Source organism: Anaerococcus sp. AGMB09787, assembly GCF_022808955.1.
In the GTDB taxonomy this organism is placed as follows: Bacteria; Bacillota; Clostridia; order Tissierellales; family Peptoniphilaceae; genus Anaerococcus.
In genome coordinates, this window is record NZ_JAKZEY010000052.1 from 25846 (window position 1) to 45064 (window position 19219).

Sequence of the window (19219 nt, forward strand, 5' to 3'; positions counted from 1 at the left end):
ATATCTATTGAAAATTCTAGCATTATTACTATATCTCAATAACTTCATCAAATTTCTTGATAATATTATCATCCATTTTGTGGGAGATTATTATTACTGTTGAATCCAAGGAAAGTAGCTCATTCAATATTGTATTTGAATTTACCTGATCTATAGCTGAAGTCGGTTCATCGTATATCATTATAGGATTTACATCGACCAGAGATCTTAATATAGCTATCCTCATCATCTCTCCACCAGATAGACCTTCTTCGGAGCTAACTAAGTTATCTTGATTTTTCTTTAAATTAACTTTTCCCATCAAGGCCTTTATATCCATATTACTTGATCTATAGAATTTTATGTTCTCTTCTACACTTTTATCCAATATAGTAGGCTTTTGATCTACATACAAAATATAATCTCTAAAGTCAAAACTGGATATATCTTGATTATTTAACAAAACTTCACCATTTTTAGGAGATATTTCACCGGCTAGAATTTTGGCAAGGGTAGACTTTCCCTTTCCGCTTTCTCCCCTAATCAAATATTTTTTACCATAGTTAAATTTATAGGAAAAATCTTTTAATATAACTTTATCGTCATAAGAAAAATCAATATTTTTAGCTATTAATTCAATTGGTTTTGATAACTGTACTTTTTCTCTTTCTACTATAGGAGTAACTAGAGAATCTTTTACCTTATCGTATATAGGCTTAGCTTCCTTGTACATATTCATAAGTGATGCCAGAGAAATGACAGGATCAACTAAATAATTCATAAGTTGTACAACTGCCAGTATTGCTCCTATTTCTATCTCTCCCTTAAAAGCCAAATAACCACCTGACAAATATATAAGTAAATAAGATAATGAACCTAAACTTTGTGAACTTATGTTGGATAGGATATTTATAGACTTTAAATCTCTTCTATTTTGTTCATGTTGTGTTTCAATTAGATTTTTTTCTTTTACAACTTCTTCTTCAATCTGATACCTTATAAATTCATTTTTATTTCCTATTCTCTTTGCAATATACTTTTGATAAAAATCATAAAAACTGTTAAAAGCCTTGGATTTTTTCTCGATATTTTTTCCGAAAATTATAGGTCCTACTAGAGGCAAAGCTGAAGCTATTACAGCTATAGGTAGCAATTTGAAATTTACATAAATTATTGAAAGTACAGCAAAAATCATGGTAAAAAATAAATTTATCATATTAAAGATAACCATAAATCTGCTAGAATAAAGTGCCTCCGTATTAGTGGTATAATTGGCTATATTTGCCTCCGATTTACTTCTTATGTCCCTTTTAAAGATTTCATTCTTTAAAAAGGTAAACTCTTCCATACCTAGATTAAATATCATTCTAAAAGCTATGTTTGAAGATGTAAAATTAATAATTACAAGAAGAAGCATAACAAATAAGCTTATATTAAAAGCGTTTAAATCCAAATTTGAAATAGCTGTTACAATTTTTCCTGTGTATATTCCCATCATAGATAAGGTTAAAGCTGTAATAAGCAACAGCAAACTTATTAATATATAATATATTTTCTTTTTCATTATTTCTCCTTTGTCAAGTAATCATTAAGTGATAAAATATAATCAAGATACTTATTATCTGAAAAAAGGTAATAACACAATTCACAAGATGAGGTTACTCTATCAGGGTAAGCTATACCTTTTGATTCAGCTATTTTAATAAAAGGTCTAAATCCTTTATTTCTAAGATATAAAAGTATTAAATGATTCTCAAGATTTTTAAAAATCTTAAATATACTGTCATGATAAATATTTCCCAAATGTAAATCTATATATTTAGCATAAGGTGAACAACAAGGATTAACTGATCCGTCATACTCTATTTCGAAAGAATATCCTTTTCCGCATTTTAAATTATCATACAAATTATAATTAATTATTTCCTCTTTTTGTATTATACTAGCCCTGCCAATCGGATAAACAGGGAAAACTCTGATATTTGATCTTGCTAAATATTTTTTTATAGGGTTTATATTTTCAGATAAGTTACTGCTATTAATAATTGCAATCTGCACTTCACTTTTAATATTTAATTTATTACAAACCTTCAACAAATTTATTAAATTTTGACTTTTGACAAATTTATAATGAAACTCATCTACACTAATTGTTATCATTTTTAAGCCAAGTTTATTTAATTTAATTAGAAGTGAATAAGTAAATTCATAGTTATTAGCCCGTAACCCACTCGTTACTAACGTTAGATACCTACCGGTATTAGCCAATATTTCAAAATACTTGATTAATATATCAGTATTCGAAAAAGGTTCTCCTCCAGTTAGACATATTGCTTTAATTCTATCACATTTACATATTTCATCTATCATTTTTTTGAAATAAGAAAAAGAAATATACTCATAACCATACTTATAATCTTGACAACAATGTGCACATGATAAAATACATTTTTTATTTACTTCAATTGCACAAGAATTATAATTCATTTAACTCTCCAATAGGCTCATAGCCTGATTTAATAAGTATTTTTTCCCTTATTTCATAGTCTTTCTCATTAGTGCAATAAGAAAAATCGAAGTTAAATAAATCCCCATATATCACATATATTCCGGAATTTAATTCAATTTCTTTATTTAAATACAATTTCTTTATATTTACTTTTGAGCATAGAGAAAAAAAGCATTTTTTATTTACAAATAATAATTTATTCAGAATTTTTAACTCTAAAAAATATATATATTTGAAATCTCCAATTAATATCGGCTTAAAATACTCTTCATTAATTAAATTCTTTATTTTGTTTATATATTTATATTCGAAGTCATCATCTATTTCTTCAATTTTAGATATATCTGACTTAATTGACTTTAAATCCTTTTCCATCATTTTATATAATTTCAGCATACCAATTTTTTTGACTGAATTTTCTATAATAATTGGAAAATATATTTTCATAGTCATTAGGATCTCATTCAAAGTTGATATAACAGCGTAATCCTGTCTTATTTCACTATCAAAATCATAAAAAGAGGATGATAATTCTTTGTTATTTTCTACAAATACTTTACAATCTTTGTTCTTTAATATTTTGTACTGATGTAATGGTAAATGTAAAGATTCTTCATTCAAAAATAATTTATCTACTACTTTATTAGTCTCTTCAGTTTTAGGGTACGGTGAAAAGATATGTAATTGTAAATTTATATTATTATATTCAAAAAAATCCTCATAAAAATTGATAGTTTTCTTAAATTCATTTAAAGTTTCATTGGCAAAGCCATATATCAACGAAACAGTTACATCAATTCCTATATTTGCTAAATATTTAATAATTTTTTTTGCATATCCTATATTTAAATTCTTATTTATATCATTTTGTATAACATCAGATGCCGATTCTATACCCATGTAAATGCTTTTTAATCCTGATGATTTCATTAAATCTATTATTTTATTATCTAAAGTATCTGCTCTAGACGAACACGACCATAATATATTTATATTTTTCTCTAATATTTTATTACAGAAATCGGTTATATATATTCTATTAGAAGTAAATAGATCATCAATTATGTTAAAATTATTTATTCTGTATCTCTCTATATAATATTCAATTTCAGAAATCAAATCTTCGACAGGCTTCAATCTCGCTTTTCTTTTCCAAAATATAGATGTTGTACAAAATGAACAATTGTACGGGCAACCCCTGCCACCTTCCAAGTTGACACTTGAATTGTTATCACAAAATTTCATCAAATCTTTAATATAATACTTATGTAAATTTATATTGGCTACTAGTTCAGGTGAACTGGTTTTCATAATCTCATCTTCTTTTCTATAATAGATACCTTTGATTTGTGATAAATCGACATTCTTCTTTATCAAACAATTCAATATATCAGATACAACATATTCTCCCTCACTATAAGCAACAATATCGACATAATCTAGATTAATCAAAATTTCATTTCCCAACAAAGAAGCATGAGGTCCAGCAAATATAATAAAAATACTATCATTCTTACTTTTAATATATTTAGCTAATAAACAGGTCAGTGGAAATGTCTCACATACAGTATATAAGCTTATTATTTTAGGATCTAGTTCAAGAATATGATTTCCTACCTTTTCAATAGACTCTAAAGTATAATAATTTCCTATATCGTTATCATTGTAAAAATCAAAAGTATTAAAGACAAAAGAGTTATACCCTTTATCTTTTAAAATTTGATTTAAAATAAGCTGACCTATATAAGGAGAATTCCCGTTATTATATATAACAAGCTCACCAACAAATATTATATCAAACATTGCTCATCATTTCTCTATATAAAAAGAGCCAATGCTAGCATTATTGTCTATATTCTTATATTCTAATTTATTATTCTTAACAAAGCACATAAACTCTTCATAAGTAATATCTATAAACAAATCATTATCTATGTATAGATCTAAATAAGATTTTTTTCTAAAATCCCCTCTTTCAATGTAATCTTCCAATATCTTTTTCAATTTTTCTTCTAACATTTAAAAACCTCAATTATACATTAAGATACAAAGATCCAATTTTAATGCCACATTGAACATCCGTATTATCTTTTATTAGCGATTTGTCAAGTGGACTTGTATTGTATTGAATTAGATTACAAAAGTCTTCAAAATCAATTAATTCATCAAAATTATTATCAACGTATATATCCAATAACGATTTATCCTGATTTATACTTAAGCTCATCATTTTGTTTATTAAAACTTCTTTTTTATCCAAAGTGACTTCCATATAATGTTTTCCTCCTATATTTTTTCCCATTTTACCAGCATTATTTTCTTTGTCAAGTATTTTTATTAATTAATTTTTTATAACTATGAAATTTATATAAATACTAAGGATTACTATAAATAATGTAAAATATTATCAAGTTAGCTTAAAGATTTTTCTTTTCAACCTCCTTGAATAGACCATCCACTATTGTCAAGATTCTATCCGATATTTTTTTTACAAAATCAAGGTCGTGGCTTACTATTATCACAAGTATGTCTTGTACTTTAAGAATTTTTATTATTTTTATCAAATTTTCTATGGCTTCCTTATCAAGGGCACTAGTCGGCTCGTCCAAACAAAGGATTTTGGGATCTAGCATGCAAGCTCTAGCTATGGCTACTCTTTGGGCTTGACCACCAGAAAGCGTCGAAATTTTTTGATCTTTATAATCTGAAATCTCCAATAAATTTAATAACTTATTTGCTTTTTCTTCCATAGTCTTTATATCCATTTTATGGTATTTAGGCCCTAAGGTTAGATTTTGCCAGACATTCATATTTGCAAATAGGTTATATGATTGGAATACCATGCCGATTTGTCTTTTTTCTTGGTTTTGAGGATTATAAATTTTATCATCTATGAGTATTTGACCTGAGTCAAAGTCTTCTAGTCCGTTTATAACTCTCAAAAAGGTAGTCTTTCCTTCACCACTCCTCCCAAGGATTGAAACAATTTCTCCTGACCTAAGATTACAAGAGAGCTTGTCCCAAATTATTTTTTTATCAAATGATTTTTTTAGATTTCTTATTTTTACTTCCATAGTATTTCCTAAATTGATACTTTTTCTTCTATTTTCTCTAATATTTTTGTTAAGATTGCAACTATCAAGAGGTATATTATACCGATATATAGGTAGGGCAGGATTGATGCCATAGTGTTTGATACTGATTTTGCTGCTTTTAGTATATCGGTAACTCCTAAAATATATATTAATGATGTATCCTTGACCAAGGATATTACTTCATTGGATATAGATGGAAATACCCTGTAAAGGGCTTGGGGAAATATTACCCTAGCAAAGGTATAAGTTTTGGAAAGTCCCAATACCTTAGCACCTTCCCATTGTCCCCTATCTATTGATTGGATGCCTCCCCTATATATCTCTGCAAAGTATGCCGTATAATTTAGTATAAATGCGAGATATATCGACGGGAACCTATCTAGGCTTATGGCTACGCCTGGAAGCATAGGCAAACCGAAAAATATAAACATTAATTGTAGTAGTAGGGGCGTCGCCCTCATTACATATATGTATGTTTTAACTGCGGAGCTTAATAGCTTATTTTTAGAAAGCCTAGCACAAGAGATAGGTATGGCCATAACAATTGAAACCACAAGGGTTATTATAAATACTTTCGATGAATTGTAAAATCCTTCTTTTAGAAGGGGATACAACCTTTGTATAATTTCCATAATTATTCAGCTAACCATTTCTTATATATTTTGTCGTAGCTACCATCTTCTCTTTGCTCTTTTAGAGCCTTATTTACTGCTTCTACCAAATCCTTATCTTCTTTTCTCATCCCAATAGCAAAGTCTTCTTTGTCAAAAGTTTCATCAAGTATTTTAAATTTATCTTCTTTGTTGCTGGTTTTTATATAATAGCGTGCATACAGTTCATCTATTACTATGGCATCGCATCTTTTACTCTCTACATCAGCAAAGCATTCGTTATTAGTAGGATATTCTACTTGTTTTCCAATAGAGTCTACAAATTCTTGGTCCTTGTTCATAGCATCTATGGCTGAAGAGTTTTCTTGAACTGTTATTGTTTTGCCAGCTAGATCCTTTTTGCTATTTATATTAGACTCCTTTAGGGTAACTATAAATTGCCTATCGCTCATATAAGGGTCAGAAAAGGCAACTTTTTCCTTTCTTTCTTCTGTTATAGAGTAACCATTCCAAATCATATCAATATTTCCTTGATTTAGTTCGGTCTCTTTCATTGACCAATCAATAGGTAGAAATTCTATTTCTATATCGAGTTTATTTGCAAGGTCCTTGGCAAGGTCAATATCAAAACCTACAAGCTCTCCCTTTTCATCCCTAAATCCCATAGGAGCAAAGGTATCATCAAGTCCTATTATGTAGGTCTTATCTTCTAGCCCCTTATTATCAGCCGTCTCATCCGAACTAGTACTCGCTTGATTTTCAGTACTATTATTGCCACAAGCTGTAAAAGAACATATAGCTAGCAGGCAAAAAATCTCTCTAATTATCTTTTTCATTTTATCTCCTTTAATTAATTATTGTATTATCAAGATGATTTGATAAAATTATTATAACTTCTTTTTAAATAATTTCAAATTTTTTTGTAAAATATATTGCCTAACCCAAAGTTTATGGCTCAAAAAGCATTTATGCCCTATATTTATATAAACTTTCATCTTGGTTTTTATTTTTTATTTTCCAAATTCTCTTAGCTTCATTAATAAAAATATGCTTAGTCTTATCCTTATATGATTAAGTAATATTATAGACATAATTTGAATAATTCTTATCCTAATACTATAATGAACTTACAAAGAGTAGATAGACGATGTTAGATGGAGTTTATGGGATGTGGAAACTCGCATTAAGGTTAAAAGGCGTCTATCGCTTCCGCTTTGTAAATATGTATTTACTAGGGGAAGTTTCTAAAGGCTTCCCCTTTTCACATCCTTTAGGAGAAAAATGGATAGAGAAAAAATTGAAAAAGCAGTAAGTATGATAATAGATGCGATTGGAGAAAATCCTAATAGAGAGGGGCTAATCGAAACTCCTCAGAGGGTTGCTAGGATGTATGAGGAGATCTTCCAAGGGCTAAACCAAGATCCAAAGGAGCACCTAGCCAAAACCTTTGAACTGGTATCTGAGACTATGGTAGCAGAAAATGATATTCCCTTTTTTTCTATGTGTGAGCACCACTTGCTTCCTTTCTGGGGCAAGTGTTCTATTGCCTATGTCCCAAATGGCAGGGTAGCAGGCCTATCTAAGCTTGCTAGGACTGTGGATGTTTTTGCCAAGAGACCCCAACTCCAAGAGAGGATCACACTCCAAGTAGCAAAGGCTATTATGGATGACCTAGACGCTAAGGGTGTTGTGGTTGTTACTGATGCTGAGCATATGTGTATGAATATGAGGGGTGTCAAAAAGCCTGGCACCTATACAAGGTCTGTGGTGAGTCTGGGTGATATTGACAAGGACGAGGCCTTCAAGATGATGGGTCTATGAAAAACACTAACAAGATTTTCTTTTCAGAAAAATACCAAAGGCTTCTAAAAGAGCTTGTCTTTTTGGAAAGGGATAGGATTTTTTGCAGGCACGACCTAGAGCATTTCTTGTCGGTCGCAAGGATCTCCTATATCCTCACCCTAGAAGCAGAGCTCGATATAAGTAAGGATTTAATTTATACCACTGCCCTCCTCCACGATATAGGGAGGGTGAGCGAGTATAAGACTGGCAGGGAGCACGACCAAGCAAGTTCTGACTTAGCCAAGGATTTTTTGGAAGATAGTGATTTTGATGAAGACCAAAGGGATATGATCCTAGGAGCTATAAGAAGTCATAGGCAGGATAAGGGTGAGGATGACTTCTCTGCTATTTTCTATAAGGCAGATAAGCTCTCAAGGCCCTGCCTAGTATGCCCTGCCCAACAAAAGTGTAATTGGCCTAAGAAAAAAATGAACCTAGAGATAAGCTACTAAGGAGGAAGTATGAAGATTAGAAATACAGAATTTGATTTTGAGAACGAAAAATATATTATGGGCATACTAAACGTTACCCCTGATTCCTTTTCTGATGGAGGACATTTTGATACAGTTGAGAAGGCAGTGAGCCACGCTAGGCAAATGATAGAAGAAGGGGTTGATATAATAGATATAGGTGGCGAATCTACCAGACCTGGTCACACTCCCCTATCTTCCAAGGAAGAGATGGATAGGGTCTTGCCTGTTATAGAAAAAATAAGGGAGTTTTCTGATATTCCTATATCAATAGACACCTACAAAGCTGAGTCTATGGACCTTGCCCTAAGCGCTGGAGCAGACATAGCCAACGATATATGGGGTTTCAAAAAGGATCCCGATATGAAAGATGTTGTCAAAAAACACGATTCCCCAGTTATCCTTATGCACAATAAGGAAGTGGCAGAATATAAGGACTTTAAAATTAACTATGTAGAAGATATCAAGGAGTCCATAAAGCTTGCCAAGGAAGCAGGCATTGGGGACGATAAGATAATCCTCGATCCTGGAGTAGGCTTTGCCAAAAACTACAAGCGGGACCTCCAAGCCATAAAATACCTAGACTCTTATGTAAAACTTGGCTACCCAGTCCTTCTAGCAACTTCTAGGAAAAGATTTATAGGAGCTGCAACCGGAGTAGATAATCCCCTAGATAGATTAGCTGGTACTATCGCGACCACTGTCTATGGAGCGACTCTTGGTGCTTCTATCTTTAGGGTCCATGATGTAAAAGCAAACAAGGAAGCCTTAGCCATGACTACAGAAATTATGGCAGAGGGAAAGAAAAAGAGTTCCTACAATGGATAGGATAGTTGCAAGGGACTTGGTAGTCTTTGCCAACCACGGAGTCTTCCCTGAGGAAAAGACACTGGGTCAAAAGTTTCTCATTGATATAGACCTAGGACTTGATTGCCAAGAGGCAGCTATAAAGGAAGACCTCACAAAGAGCGTTCACTACGGGGATCTAGCCCATGGAGTAAAAAAAGTCTTTACCGACAAGTCCCATGACCTCATAGAAAGTGCTAGCGAAGAAGTCGCCCAATATATCCTAAGGACCTACCCCCTTGTAAATGAAGTAAGGCTAAGGGTCAAAAAACCCTGGGCACCAGTAGGTCTAGATCTAGATACTGTCTATATAGAAATAAAGAGAAAACGACATAGGGCCCTCATCTCCCTAGGATCAAATATGGGAGATAAAAAATCCAACCTCGATAAGGCTATCTCCCTTATAGAAGATGACTACACCAAGATAAAGAAAAAATCTTCCTACTACGAAACCAAGGCCTGGGGCAAGGAAGACCAGGATGACTTCCTAAATGCAGGAGTAGAAATATCCACATTTTACACTCCCCACAACCTCCTTGCTCACCTACAAGGTATAGAAAATACTATGGGTAGGGTAAGAAAAGAAGCTCGGGGGCCTAGAAACATAGACATCGACATAATCCTTATAGATGACCTTGTCATAAACACACAAAGACTAAGTCTCCCCCATCCCTATATGAGAGAAAGGGCTTTCGTCCTAGAACCCCTAAAGGAAATAGCACCCAAATATGTAGATCCCATAAGCCACAAAACCATAGAACAGCTACTAAGGGACCTAAACTCAAATTAAGCCCCAATACAAATAGAGTCTCTACCTTAATTGGTAAAGGCTCTTATTTTAGATTGCTTTTAAATTGCCTATTATACACCCTATGGCAAGGATTATAAATCCTAGGATCTGGTAAGCTATCTTCCTCTTTTTGCTAACTTTTCCCTCAAGAGATAGGGCACGGATATATTATTAGCCCTAGGATAATCACTAGATAATGGTATTTTTCTCTTATTAAATCCATATATTTATTAAACCGATATTTTTTCTCCTTATTATCTTAAAAATAAATCAGATCATTAAATTATCCTTTTATTAAAGACCTTATTTCTAAATACATTACTAAAAATGTGCATACTATTCCCAAAACAAGTCCTAATATATAGGCGAATTTCTTGAATTTATGATCTATTTTCTTATATCTTCTTTCCTTAAAAGCTAGTTTAATAAAAATAATAAAATTAAATAAAGCTAGTAGGAATAAAATAGGATTAGACATGTTATATCTCATAACTTCTATTTTACTTTTAAGAATGCTTCCCTGGCTCTATCGTAATGTTCTAACATAGTACTACCTTCTTTAGTTAAACCAAATACTGCAGAAATAGCTGCTGGCAATGAAAGACCACCAGTGTAAATAGCACTAAGAGCACCAAATCCAATTGTTCCAATTAATGCTAGCTCATCTCCTTTTACATCTTCAACAGCATCTATAAATCTATCAATATTTCCTACATTTTCACCTGTATATGAGGCAGTTTTTGTTACTGTTTTCGTATCAATGACAGCGGTTAAAGTATAAGATTTCCCATCTTTACTATAATCCCATGGAGAAAAGTAAGTGTATAAAATAGGATCACTATTTTTATAAATGTTAGTGCTTATTTTACCATTAGAAATTTTCTTTACTATTAAAAATTTCGCATTTTTATAGTAAATCAATGTAAAATCGACATTTTTTTCTGCATAAGTAACGATCCTAACTTCTTCATTATCCTTTACTACTTTACATCTATCATTTTTGATTGGTACCACATCTTCTTTAGTATTGTTAATAACCATATCTGAAGCAAAAGATGGTGTTAATAAAGTTGGAGTCGTTATTGTAAGTGAAGTTAATAATGCAAGTATTCTAAATTTTGCTTTTTTCATAAACCCTCCTTAAATTATTTGAAACCTTTTCCTTACTTTCTTACCCATTTTTTTGATTTATAACAAATTATTATAATGAAAGACTTGCCGAGCTTTATTTATCTCCCAGCAAGTCTTAGCTTTTAACTTCCAATCTTTCTTAGTTTTTTTACTATAAGAGCCATGGCGAGGCTTCCCTTGAAGATTGAGCTTATGGACATTGATGCCCATACTCCATGGACTCCTATAAAATTCATTAAGATAAGGGCCATAGGTATCCTCAAGAGGTTCATGCTTATGCCTATAAGGGCAGGGGTCATAGTGTCGGATAGACCATTGAAGCATCCTGCAAGACCTATCTCAACTGCCATAAAGAACTGGCTAAATGATAAGATAAAGAGGTAGTCAGCCCCTAGTCTTATAGCTTCCAAGTCTCCTGGAGTAAATAAGGCAAAGAGCCTGTACCTAAAGATAAATAGGACGAGAGATCCCACAAGTCCAATCCCTGCTACTAGGCTAAAGCTTACCTTAACAGAATCCCTTACCCTAGCAAGGTTCTCGGCGCCATAATTCTGCCCTACCAGAGCCTGGATACCGACCTGGATACCCTCGGTTGTATTCCATGAGATAGACTCTATCTGTGAGCCGATAGATGCAACTGCCACAGGTGTCGGCCCAAAGTTTGCCATAAACCTATTTAATATCATAGAAATAGAAGCATGGAAGCCACTTAATAGTCCTGCAGGAAGGCCTAGTTTAAAAATCTCCACCTGCCAATTGTCCCTAAAATCAACCCTAGTTAAGGCCTTTCTTATAAGTCCCTTATCTTTTATAATAGAAATTATAAAGGCAAGGCTTACAAGGACCTGACTTAAAACAGTAGCAAGGGCCGCTCCCCTCACTCCAAGGTAGGCAAAGGGTCCATAGCCAAAAATCATCAAGGGATCAAGGATCATATTTGCCACAAGGCCCAGGGCATTAATCTTAAAGGGGGTCAAACTATCTCCTAGGGCTGTATAAACTTGAGAAAACATCGGATTTATAAAAAAGAATATAAGTCCAAGCCCTATTATAAAAAGATATTCCTTGGCTGCCCTCTCTGCTGGCCCTCCCAAGCTATAAAGCTCTATAAACTTATTTCTGATTAGCAAGACAAAGACTGAAAAGACAAGGCCTATAAAGACTGCCTGGATCATTCCATTATTAATAACCCTGACCGTTTCATCTTCATTACCCTCACCATAAGCCTGAGAAGCAAAGACACCTGTACCGACCTTGGGGATAAGGCCTAGGGAATTTGCTATCCAAAAGACAAAGCCTGCTATGCCGACCCCTGCCACAGCATCAGTTCCAATCCTTGCTATCCAAATAGTATCAACAAAACCATAGGCTATTTGAATAAATGCCGTTAGAGCAAGGGGAATAGAAAGTCTGACAAGGGTTTTAAATATAGGTCCCTTAGTTAAATCTATATTCTTATCCATACACATCTCCTATTTATATTCGCCTTAATATTTAACAATACAAAAGCCAACTTGTCAAAGTATATTTGAATCTTGGTTATACCACAAACAATTGTTTAAAACATTTTCATACGGGTATATAACTATTAACAGGGAATAAATCAAATAATTTAGGAGGATTTTATGAAGAATTTAAAACAATTTAAAATTAAAATTTTTGCAGTGATGATGACTTTTGCTATGGTTTTCCCTTTTGTGGCTCAACCTGTATTAGCATCAAAAGAAAATGTGAATAACGAAACAATAAGTGAGCAAGAATTAGAAAAAGCTACAAAGAGATTAGCTGATGAATTAGAATTATACTTCGATAAAATAGGTTATTTGGATGAAAATGGCTATTACATAATAAAAAACGTTGACTTACTTAAAGAGCAAATTGCCAAAGGCGATAAAGACGCTGAGCAAATCTATGAAATATACTTATCAAGACAAGATAGAAGTGTAAAAGACGGCATAGTTTGTGTAGTTAGTGATCAATATGGTTGGATTGCGGACTTATTTACCGGAGATTTACTACAAGCATTACAAGACTTTATAGCAGACAAAGCTTGGGGAGAAGCTGCTGATTTGATAATATCTGTTGCAGCAAAGGCTCTTGGAAAAAGCGTTGATGACTTAAATCTTATTGTTAAGGGAGCATCTATCGCACTTAGTATATATAATTGTAGAGGTGAATTTTAGATTTGAATAAATTTAAAAAACTACTTATGACCTTAATATATCAAAAAGCTGAAAAGCCTGATGATGCTTTTGGTTATGTCGCTACCCTAATTGGTTGGGCAGTTGTTATTTTCCTAATAGTAGGATTTAATATTGTCTTCGGTGAACTCAATATAAACAAGTATATAATTTTATTTTTAAGGATTTGGGCTACAGTAACAATTCCTTTTGTATTCCCAGCTTGGAGTATAGCTACAAATAAAAAACTACCTGGCACATGGTATTTATTTCGTTTTAAAAGTATAATAGGTATGTTTATAGCACCTATTTATGTTTACAAAAACTTGGATGAAGTTACTTTCTAAGAAAAAACTCTCGCAATATTCCCTGTGGCTTGCGAGAGTTTCTTTTTATATAATTCCTAGGGAGTTTTGAAATGCTCGATGGCGAATCCATGGTCTGTAGGGTTGAACTTTCTACTCTTTGATATTTAACAACACTAGGTGCAACTTGTCAAAGTATAGAAAACAAAATTTGTTTTGATGGGAAAATTTATATTTAAATATTTTCCCTAAGCATAAAAATAAGAAGAATTAATGGAGGGATGGTCTTATGGATGATAATAGAAGAAAAAAATATAAAAAATTAAAGGTTTATGAGATTATATTTCTAATAATGCTTCCTTTAGGTATCTACTTTCACTACCATCAGTCCCTTGTAGGAGAAGTGTTTAATATCCTTGCAAGCTTAGGACTTATAGTAATGGCCTACCTGGAAGATGGCAAAAAATTAAATTTGGATTTTGCTTTAGTCTGCATTATCTGTTCTCTAAATATTATTTTGACAATTATATTATTATTTAGAGATTACCCTATAATCTAAGAATTTTAATTACAGCTTATCTAATAAGCAAAACAATCCTTTATTACAGTTAAAATCACTGACAAAAACATTTTCCTATGATTATATAATAATAACAGGGAAATAAATAAAGTATTGAGGAGGGTTTTATGAAAAATACCGATTTAAAAGTTTATCAGGTTTTATTTGTACTTTTGATACCTTTTGAAATCTATTTTCATTACAATAGCCCATCACCAGCAACGTATATTTTTAATATAGTATCAACGCTAGCCCTTGCTTTGGTAACTTGGCTTGACAAAGATAAAAAGATTAGCATATCCGTTGTACTTATATGGTTATTTTGCTTTTTGTACATTATCACAATAACCAAACCCGACTTTTTTGTAAACCTTTTCGGAAATTAAATTATAGGATAATATAAAGAAAGGAAATATATATGAATAAATTTTAAAAACTCCTTATGACCTTATTATACCAAGGACTCGGTAAGCCGAAAACAGTCCTTGACTATATAGTAATCATAGGTCTTTGGCTAGTTGTTATTTTCCTAATAGTAGGATTTAATATTGTGGTTGGTGAACTCAATATAAACAAGTACCTAGTTTTATTTTTAAGGATTTGGGCTACAATAACAATTCCTTTTTCCTACCCAGCCTATATAATAGCCCATAACAAGAAAAGTTCCTCTAGTTGGCTTTTGTTTTGGTCATATGACATACTTGGCTTGCTAGTAGCACCCTTTTATGTTTATAAAAACTTGGATGAAGTTACTTTCTAAGAAAAAACTCTCGCAATATCCCTTGTGGCTTGCGAGAGTATATTTTTTATACGATTCTTGCTCCTAGGGAGTTTTTGAAATGCTCTAGGGCAAAATCATGGCCTGCCTGGTTGAAGGATGCTACGGCCTTCTCATGGATGACTATGTCATAGCCTAGGTTGTAGGCATCTACTGCTGTGTGGAGGATGCATATATCTGTGCAAACTCCTACTAGGTGGACTTCTTTTATATCTCTTTCCCTTAGTCTTAGGTCAAGGTCAGTCCCTGCAAAGGCTGAGTATCTGGTCTTGTAGTAATAGTGGACATTGTCGTCATTTTCTATTTCCTTGTAGTAGTCAAGGAGTCTTCCGTAGAGGTCTTGGCCCTCTGTCTTGTGGATGTTGTGAGCTGGAAATAGTTTGGTTTCTGGGTGAAACTCATCGCCCGCTTTGTGATCGTCTATGGCAAATACTATATAGTCTCCCTCATCGTGCATTTCTTTTGTGATTTTTACGATTTCTTCTTCAATGTCTTGGGCTGGTTCTCCTGCTGTCAAGGCCCCATCTTCTGCCACAAAGTCATAGGTGTAGTCAACGTTTATTAGTGCTTTCATTGTTTTCCCCTTTTTTGTTTATTATATGGGAATTTAAAAAATAGTCCACAGGAAACCCATGGACTATATTTTAGTCTTCTTTGTCTATATATTTTGCCTTTAGTTTGAGGGCTGAAGGACAAACAGCTATGCCGCCTTCTCCTGTTTCTCTAAGTCTTTCCGGCAAAGAATCTCCTACTCTCTTTAGAGCATCTACCGCCTCATCAAAGCTTACTACCATTTTTACATGGGCCATGGCCATATCGGCACTGGCAAGGGCATTCATGACTCCGTTGGCATTTCTAATATTACAAGGGAATTCTACCATGCCCCCTATAGGGTCACAGACAAGTCCTAGGATGTTGAGAATGGCTGCTGTTGCAGCATTTTCTTGAATGTCTATGTCATAACCCCTGAGGTAGACTACTGCTGCCGCAGCCATAGCTGCTGCTGATCCTGTTTCTGCCTGACATCCTCCCTCAGCACCTGCAAAGGTCGCATTGTCAAAGATTACTTGACCTATAGCACTTGCTACTAGGAGGGCTTTTTTGAGTTCCTCGTCGCTGTAGTGGTACTTGTAGGCCATGGTCATTAGGCTTGCTGGAAGGATACCAGATGATCCTGCAGTTGGTGCTGCAGCTATTATTCCCATGGCAGCATTTATTTCTGATGTTGATAGGGCCATAGCCATAGCTATTGACGGAATTTCTCCAAGTATTGATTCGCCCTTCAAGAAGTAATCGTGCATGGACTTGGCATTGCCCCCAGTCATGCCTGTAACCGATCTTACTTCTGTTTCGAGTGCTGCCTTGGCTGAGTTTCTCATTACATCTAGGGTTCTTTGTAGTCTATCCCAGATTTCTTCTTCACTCCTATCGCCTATGGCAAGCTCGTCTTTTAGGGCAAGCTCCCAAAGTTCGATTCCCTCTTCTCGACATCTTTCTTTTAGTAGTTTCATAGTAGTTTTCATATTAAACTCCTATATATTTGATAAAGGTAAAGTCTTTACCATTTCTAATTGTTTCTAAGGCTTCATCTGTCAATGGTTCATCTAATTCACAGACTAGCATTACATTGTCATTTTCTTTGATGGTTTTCATGGTGTTTATATTATAGCCATTGTCTAGTAGGACTCCAGATACAAAGGCTATAACTCCCTTTTGTTCTCCATAAGACATAAACAAGGTTGGTTTGTTTGCCTTAAATTCTATAGAGTTGCCATTTATCTTTGTAATTACTATGGATCCCCCACCTATGGATGATCCTTGAACGGACAGGGCTGACCTATTTGGATATTTGAAGACAATTTTTACAGTATTTGGATGAACATCTCCAAGGTCTGTTTCAACAAAGCTATATTTTATTCCTGCTTCATCTGCGTAGTCAAAGGAATTTATTATTCTTTCGTCTTCTGGATCAAATCCTAAGACTCCTCCAACCAAGGCCCTATTGGTACCATGACCCTTGTAGGTCTTGGCAAAGGAGCCATGGAGGTAGAATATTACTTCATTAAAGTTCCTATCGACCATCCTTCTTGCTGTATGGGCGATTTTACACGCTCCTGCTGTATGGGAACTCGATGGTCCTACCATATTAGGACCTATTATGTCAAAAAGAGAAACATTTACTGTCATAACTCCTCCTTTTTAATTCTCTTATTTCTTTACAACCTCGCCAGGTGTCCAGTCTTTTTTGCCTAGGATTATTTTATTATAGATCTTATCAACGGCAACTGCAAGAGCTGTATCTCCTGATATATTGGCAGCTGTACCAAATGAATCTTGGGTTAGATATAGGCTTATCAAAAGTGATGCCATAGTTGATTCTGGAGAAATTCCTACTACTGGTAAGAAAGGTAGGGCAGACATAACAGCTCCTCCTGGAGCTCCTGGTGCTGCAACCATTGCTACCCCTAAAATCATTATAAGTCTTAGGATAAGACTAAAAGAGTGATCCATATTATACATAGTTAGGATTGTAAATGTACAAGCTGTAATTGTAATCATAGAGCCAGGCATATGAACTGTTGCTCCCAAAGGTATAACAAATTCTGATATTTCTCTACTTACACCATTACTTTTTGCACACTCTAAATTTACAGGAATTGTAGCCGCAGAAGATTGAGTTCCTACCGCTGTAAAATATCCTCTTACTTGATTTTTAAGCATAGCTAAAGGATTTTTTCCAGTATATGAACCTGCTATTATAAATAAAGCTGATGTATACAATAAATGTAGACCGATAATGCAAATGAAAATCTTCCAGAATATTGAAAGAACTGCAAATACTGATCCTTGGTAAGCCATATTAGCAAAGTTTCCTAAAATAAAAAATGGAAGGAAAGGTACGATAGCTGTGGCTAAAACCTTAGTTATAATTGTATTAAATTCTGTAACAGCCTTATAAAGGATATCTCCTTGGCTTGTTTTTCTAAGCCATGATATACATATACCCATCATAAAGGCAAAGATAATCGCACTTGTTACATCAAAGAATGGTTCTATTGGAACTTCAAAATACGCACTTAACTTATTAGCATCTGAGGTTTTGATAGCTTCAACTTGATCAGGTGAAATAAAGTTTGGGAATATAGCACTTGCCATAAAATAAGACAAGGATCCACCTATTAAAGTTGATAAGTAGGCTAAAAATACTGTTATAGCTAAAAGTCTACCAGCTCCTTCTCCTAAATCTGCTATACCCTTTGTTACAAAAGCTAAAATCATAAGTGGAATTATGAAATTTAGGAAAGAACCAAAAATCTCTGAAAATGTTATAGGTATCCTAACTATACCTTCTGGCAAATATAAGCCAACTAAGATACCTACAACAATACCTAAAATCATTCTTGGTATTAAACCAATTTTCTTAATACTTTTCATATGTACTCCTTTTCATGTAAACCTTTTTCAAGGCGTGAGAGTAGGTCAGATTTATAAGCTAGCAAATGATTTTTTATCTAGCATATCCTATCTCTCGGGACTTTTATTATATAATGTAAAAAGTTTTTTGTCAACGAGTACCGAATTATTTAAAGCCTTTAAATTTATTAGTTTTTAAAAATGTAAATACTTGTGCAAATTTTTATATATTTGCAAAATTTAAATAAAGATTTGCTTAGCTTTTGGCTACCAGTCCATCAACTATAAAATCTAGTACAAGATTTCCCTCTTTATCCTTTGCCTTCATATTAAAAGTAACTATTCCATCTTTGCCAGAAGATCTTAACTTTTTATCTACTATTTCTACACTTATCTTATAGCTTACATCTGGAAGAACTGGACTAAGCCACTTACAAGATTTAACCTCAACTCCTGCTATAATTCCATCCATATCTATACCTGTCCTAACCCAAGATCCCCAAAAGGCCATGGCTGAATATAAGCCAGATGATATTATCGATCCAAAGCGGCTATTTTTTGCAGCTTTCCTATCAATATGAATTGGTCTTGGATCAAATACTCTTGCATTAGCTATAATTTCCTCTTCACTTAAAACTACATCTTCTATTTCCTTATCAAAAACTTGACCTATTTTATAATCTTGATAAAACATATATCCTCCTTACTAA

Annotated in this window: 25 protein-coding genes; 10 read left to right on the forward strand and 15 right to left on the reverse strand. The window is 33.4% G+C overall.

From position 1 onward, the window contains the following. Nucleotides 1-28 precede the first annotated feature (28 nt). The 8 genes from MUN42_RS09055 to MUN42_RS09090 all read right to left on the reverse strand — a co-directional run bounded on the left by MUN42_RS09055 (nt 29) and on the right by MUN42_RS09090 (nt 7030). Nucleotides 29-1543: an ABC transporter ATP-binding protein gene (locus MUN42_RS09055; protein WP_243344514.1), complete on the reverse strand. Its 1515-nt coding sequence runs from the start codon at nt 1541-1543 to the stop codon at nt 29-31. Then, entirely contained in the window at nt 1543-2466 is a 924-nt protein-coding gene (locus tag MUN42_RS09060) for a radical SAM protein (RefSeq protein ID WP_243344516.1), read from the reverse strand. The genes MUN42_RS09055 and MUN42_RS09060 overlap by 1 nt, the downstream gene beginning before the upstream one ends. Then, a complete protein-coding gene (locus MUN42_RS09065) occupies nt 2456-4291 on the reverse strand; it encodes a radical SAM protein (RefSeq protein WP_243344518.1) in 1836 nt (611 codons plus the stop codon). The genes MUN42_RS09060 and MUN42_RS09065 overlap by 11 nt, the downstream gene beginning before the upstream one ends. 6 nt (nt 4292-4297) lie before the next feature. After that, on the reverse strand, nt 4298-4507 hold the full coding sequence (locus MUN42_RS09070) for a hypothetical protein (RefSeq protein WP_243344520.1): 210 nt from the start codon (nt 4505-4507) through the stop codon (nt 4298-4300). A gap of 13 nt (nt 4508-4520) precedes the next feature. Continuing rightward, a complete protein-coding gene (locus MUN42_RS09075) occupies nt 4521-4790 on the reverse strand; it encodes a hypothetical protein (protein ID WP_243344521.1) in 270 nt (89 codons plus the stop codon). A 115-nt stretch (nt 4791-4905) separates the two neighbouring features. After that, nucleotides 4906-5562: an ATP-binding cassette domain-containing protein gene (locus MUN42_RS09080; RefSeq protein WP_243344524.1), complete on the reverse strand. Its 657-nt coding sequence runs from the start codon at nt 5560-5562 to the stop codon at nt 4906-4908. 8 nt (nt 5563-5570) lie between these two features. Beyond that, nucleotides 5571-6215 (reverse strand): amino acid ABC transporter permease, encoded by a 645-nt coding sequence (locus MUN42_RS09085; RefSeq protein ID WP_243344525.1) that lies wholly within the window; start codon nt 6213-6215, stop codon nt 5571-5573. A 2-nt stretch (nt 6216-6217) separates the two neighbouring features. Next, nucleotides 6218-7030, reverse strand: a complete 813-nt coding sequence (locus MUN42_RS09090) for an amino acid ABC transporter substrate-binding protein (protein ID WP_243344526.1) — start codon at nt 7028-7030, stop codon at nt 6218-6220. 311 nt (nt 7031-7341) lie between these two features. Here MUN42_RS09090 and MUN42_RS09095 point away from each other — a divergent pair, with 311 nt between their 5' ends. Genes MUN42_RS09095 through folK form a run of 5 tightly spaced genes read left to right on the forward strand, consistent with a single transcriptional unit; the run spans nt 7342 to nt 10142 of the window. Then, a complete protein-coding gene (locus tag MUN42_RS09095; RefSeq protein ID WP_243344529.1) occupies nt 7342-7506 on the forward strand; it encodes a hypothetical protein in 165 nt (54 codons plus the stop codon). Beyond that, entirely contained in the window at nt 7476-8015 is a 540-nt protein-coding gene (gene folE / locus MUN42_RS09100) for a GTP cyclohydrolase I FolE (RefSeq protein WP_243344531.1), read from the forward strand. The genes MUN42_RS09095 and folE overlap by 31 nt, the downstream gene beginning before the upstream one ends. After that, on the forward strand, nt 8012-8488 hold the full coding sequence (locus tag MUN42_RS09105; RefSeq protein ID WP_243344532.1) for an HD domain-containing protein: 477 nt from the start codon (nt 8012-8014) through the stop codon (nt 8486-8488). Before folE ends, MUN42_RS09105 begins: the two co-directional genes overlap by 4 nt. 9 nt (nt 8489-8497) lie before the next feature. Further along, on the forward strand, nt 8498-9334 hold the full coding sequence (gene folP / locus MUN42_RS09110; protein ID WP_243344533.1) for a dihydropteroate synthase: 837 nt from the start codon (nt 8498-8500) through the stop codon (nt 9332-9334). Further along, nucleotides 9327-10142, forward strand: coding sequence for a 2-amino-4-hydroxy-6-hydroxymethyldihydropteridine diphosphokinase (gene folK, locus MUN42_RS09115; RefSeq protein ID WP_243344534.1), 816 nt, complete (start codon nt 9327-9329; stop codon nt 10140-10142). The genes folP and folK overlap by 8 nt, the downstream gene beginning before the upstream one ends. Nucleotides 10143-10637: 495 nt before the next feature. Here the strand turns inward: folK and MUN42_RS09120 are convergent, their stop codons facing one another. Together MUN42_RS09120 and MUN42_RS09125 are read right to left on the reverse strand one after the other, a co-directional pair. Further along, the gene (locus tag MUN42_RS09120; RefSeq protein WP_243344535.1) at nt 10638-11273 is read right to left on the reverse strand and encodes a hypothetical protein; all 636 of its coding nucleotides are present in this window, start codon (nt 11271-11273) and stop codon (nt 10638-10640) included. 122 nt (nt 11274-11395) lie between these two features. Continuing rightward, complete coding sequence (locus tag MUN42_RS09125) at nt 11396-12736, reverse strand: MATE family efflux transporter (protein WP_243344536.1); 1341 nt, start codon at nt 12734-12736, stop codon at nt 11396-11398. A 162-nt stretch (nt 12737-12898) separates the two neighbouring features. On the opposite strand from MUN42_RS09125, the gene MUN42_RS09130 reads away from it, so the two are divergent. The 5 genes from MUN42_RS09130 to MUN42_RS09150 all read left to right on the forward strand — a co-directional run bounded on the left by MUN42_RS09130 (nt 12899) and on the right by MUN42_RS09150 (nt 15077). Continuing rightward, the gene (locus MUN42_RS09130; RefSeq protein ID WP_243344537.1) at nt 12899-13456 is read left to right on the forward strand and encodes a hypothetical protein; all 558 of its coding nucleotides are present in this window, start codon (nt 12899-12901) and stop codon (nt 13454-13456) included. Nucleotides 13457-13458: 2 nt separating this feature from the next. After that, a complete protein-coding gene (locus tag MUN42_RS09135) occupies nt 13459-13800 on the forward strand; it encodes a hypothetical protein (protein WP_243344538.1) in 342 nt (113 codons plus the stop codon). Nucleotides 13801-14047: 247 nt separating this feature from the next. After that, the gene (locus MUN42_RS09140; RefSeq protein ID WP_243344540.1) at nt 14048-14317 is read left to right on the forward strand and encodes a hypothetical protein; all 270 of its coding nucleotides are present in this window, start codon (nt 14048-14050) and stop codon (nt 14315-14317) included. 128 nt (nt 14318-14445) lie between these two features. After that, a complete protein-coding gene (locus tag MUN42_RS09145) occupies nt 14446-14703 on the forward strand; it encodes a hypothetical protein (RefSeq protein ID WP_243344542.1) in 258 nt (85 codons plus the stop codon). Between the two features lie 56 nt (nt 14704-14759). Next, nucleotides 14760-15077 carry a hypothetical protein gene (locus MUN42_RS09150; RefSeq protein WP_243344543.1) on the forward strand — a complete coding sequence of 106 codons (318 nt, stop codon included), beginning with the start codon at nt 14760-14762 and terminating at the stop codon, nt 15075-15077. Between the two features lie 46 nt (nt 15078-15123). On the opposite strand, the gene MUN42_RS09155 is transcribed toward MUN42_RS09150, so the two are convergent. The 5 genes from MUN42_RS09155 to MUN42_RS09175 all read right to left on the reverse strand — a co-directional run bounded on the left by MUN42_RS09155 (nt 15124) and on the right by MUN42_RS09175 (nt 19203). Then, complete coding sequence (locus MUN42_RS09155; protein WP_243344544.1) at nt 15124-15669, reverse strand: isochorismatase family cysteine hydrolase; 546 nt, start codon at nt 15667-15669, stop codon at nt 15124-15126. Nucleotides 15670-15739: 70 nt separating this feature from the next. Continuing rightward, nucleotides 15740-16618, reverse strand: a complete 879-nt coding sequence (gene sdaAA, locus MUN42_RS09160) for an L-serine ammonia-lyase, iron-sulfur-dependent, subunit alpha (protein WP_243344545.1) — start codon at nt 16616-16618, stop codon at nt 15740-15742. Between the two features lies 1 nt (nt 16619). Further along, entirely contained in the window at nt 16620-17282 is a 663-nt protein-coding gene (gene sdaAB / locus MUN42_RS09165) for an L-serine ammonia-lyase, iron-sulfur-dependent subunit beta (protein ID WP_243344546.1), read from the reverse strand. A 21-nt stretch (nt 17283-17303) separates the two neighbouring features. After that, the gene (locus MUN42_RS09170; protein ID WP_243344547.1) at nt 17304-18530 is read right to left on the reverse strand and encodes a dicarboxylate/amino acid:cation symporter; all 1227 of its coding nucleotides are present in this window, start codon (nt 18528-18530) and stop codon (nt 17304-17306) included. A 235-nt stretch (nt 18531-18765) separates the two neighbouring features. Beyond that, nucleotides 18766-19203, reverse strand: a complete 438-nt coding sequence (locus MUN42_RS09175; RefSeq protein ID WP_243344548.1) for a MaoC/PaaZ C-terminal domain-containing protein — start codon at nt 19201-19203, stop codon at nt 18766-18768. Nucleotides 19204-19219 lie beyond the last annotated feature (16 nt).

What these genes read in the sequence shown, in the direction of transcription:
- MUN42_RS09170 (WP_243344547.1), bottom strand. Translation starts at nt 18,530, where the DNA reads ATGAAAAGTATTAAGAAAATTGGTTTAATACCAAGAATGATTTTAGGT.
- sdaAB (WP_243344546.1), bottom strand. Translation starts at nt 17,282, where the DNA reads ATGACAGTAAATGTTTCTCTTTTTGACATAATAGGTCCTAATATGGTA.
- folP (WP_243344533.1), top strand. Translation starts at nt 8,498, where the DNA reads ATGAAGATTAGAAATACAGAATTTGATTTTGAGAACGAAAAATATATT.
- MUN42_RS09060 (WP_243344516.1), bottom strand. Translation starts at nt 2,466, where the DNA reads ATGAATTATAATTCTTGTGCAATTGAAGTAAATAAAAAATGTATTTTA.
- sdaAA (WP_243344545.1), bottom strand. Translation starts at nt 16,618, where the DNA reads ATGAAAACTACTATGAAACTACTAAAAGAAAGATGTCGAGAAGAGGGA.
- MUN42_RS09130 (WP_243344537.1), top strand. Translation starts at nt 12,899, where the DNA reads ATGAAGAATTTAAAACAATTTAAAATTAAAATTTTTGCAGTGATGATG.
- MUN42_RS09105 (WP_243344532.1), top strand. Translation starts at nt 8,012, where the DNA reads ATGAAAAACACTAACAAGATTTTCTTTTCAGAAAAATACCAAAGGCTT.
- MUN42_RS09095 (WP_243344529.1), top strand. Translation starts at nt 7,342, where the DNA reads ATGTTAGATGGAGTTTATGGGATGTGGAAACTCGCATTAAGGTTAAAA.
- folK (WP_243344534.1), top strand. Translation starts at nt 9,327, where the DNA reads ATGGATAGGATAGTTGCAAGGGACTTGGTAGTCTTTGCCAACCACGGA.
- MUN42_RS09155 (WP_243344544.1), bottom strand. Translation starts at nt 15,669, where the DNA reads ATGAAAGCACTAATAAACGTTGACTACACCTATGACTTTGTGGCAGAA.
- folE (WP_243344531.1), top strand. Translation starts at nt 7,476, where the DNA reads ATGGATAGAGAAAAAATTGAAAAAGCAGTAAGTATGATAATAGATGCG.
- MUN42_RS09150 (WP_243344543.1), top strand. Translation starts at nt 14,760, where the DNA reads ATGACCTTATTATACCAAGGACTCGGTAAGCCGAAAACAGTCCTTGAC.
- MUN42_RS09055 (WP_243344514.1), bottom strand. Translation starts at nt 1,543, where the DNA reads ATGAAAAAGAAAATATATTATATATTAATAAGTTTGCTGTTGCTTATT.
- MUN42_RS09125 (WP_243344536.1), bottom strand. Translation starts at nt 12,736, where the DNA reads ATGGATAAGAATATAGATTTAACTAAGGGACCTATATTTAAAACCCTT.
- MUN42_RS09175 (WP_243344548.1), bottom strand. Translation starts at nt 19,203, where the DNA reads ATGTTTTATCAAGATTATAAAATAGGTCAAGTTTTTGATAAGGAAATA.
- MUN42_RS09065 (WP_243344518.1), bottom strand. Translation starts at nt 4,291, where the DNA reads ATGTTTGATATAATATTTGTTGGTGAGCTTGTTATATATAATAACGGG.
- MUN42_RS09090 (WP_243344526.1), bottom strand. Translation starts at nt 7,030, where the DNA reads ATGAAAAAGATAATTAGAGAGATTTTTTGCCTGCTAGCTATATGTTCT.
- MUN42_RS09085 (WP_243344525.1), bottom strand. Translation starts at nt 6,215, where the DNA reads ATGGAAATTATACAAAGGTTGTATCCCCTTCTAAAAGAAGGATTTTAC.
- MUN42_RS09080 (WP_243344524.1), bottom strand. Translation starts at nt 5,562, where the DNA reads ATGGAAGTAAAAATAAGAAATCTAAAAAAATCATTTGATAAAAAAATA.
- MUN42_RS09075 (WP_243344521.1), bottom strand. Translation starts at nt 4,790, where the DNA reads ATGGGAAAAAATATAGGAGGAAAACATTATATGGAAGTCACTTTGGAT.
- MUN42_RS09120 (WP_243344535.1), bottom strand. Translation starts at nt 11,273, where the DNA reads ATGAAAAAAGCAAAATTTAGAATACTTGCATTATTAACTTCACTTACA.
- MUN42_RS09140 (WP_243344540.1), top strand. Translation starts at nt 14,048, where the DNA reads ATGGATGATAATAGAAGAAAAAAATATAAAAAATTAAAGGTTTATGAG.
- MUN42_RS09070 (WP_243344520.1), bottom strand. Translation starts at nt 4,507, where the DNA reads ATGTTAGAAGAAAAATTGAAAAAGATATTGGAAGATTACATTGAAAGA.
- MUN42_RS09145 (WP_243344542.1), top strand. Translation starts at nt 14,446, where the DNA reads ATGAAAAATACCGATTTAAAAGTTTATCAGGTTTTATTTGTACTTTTG.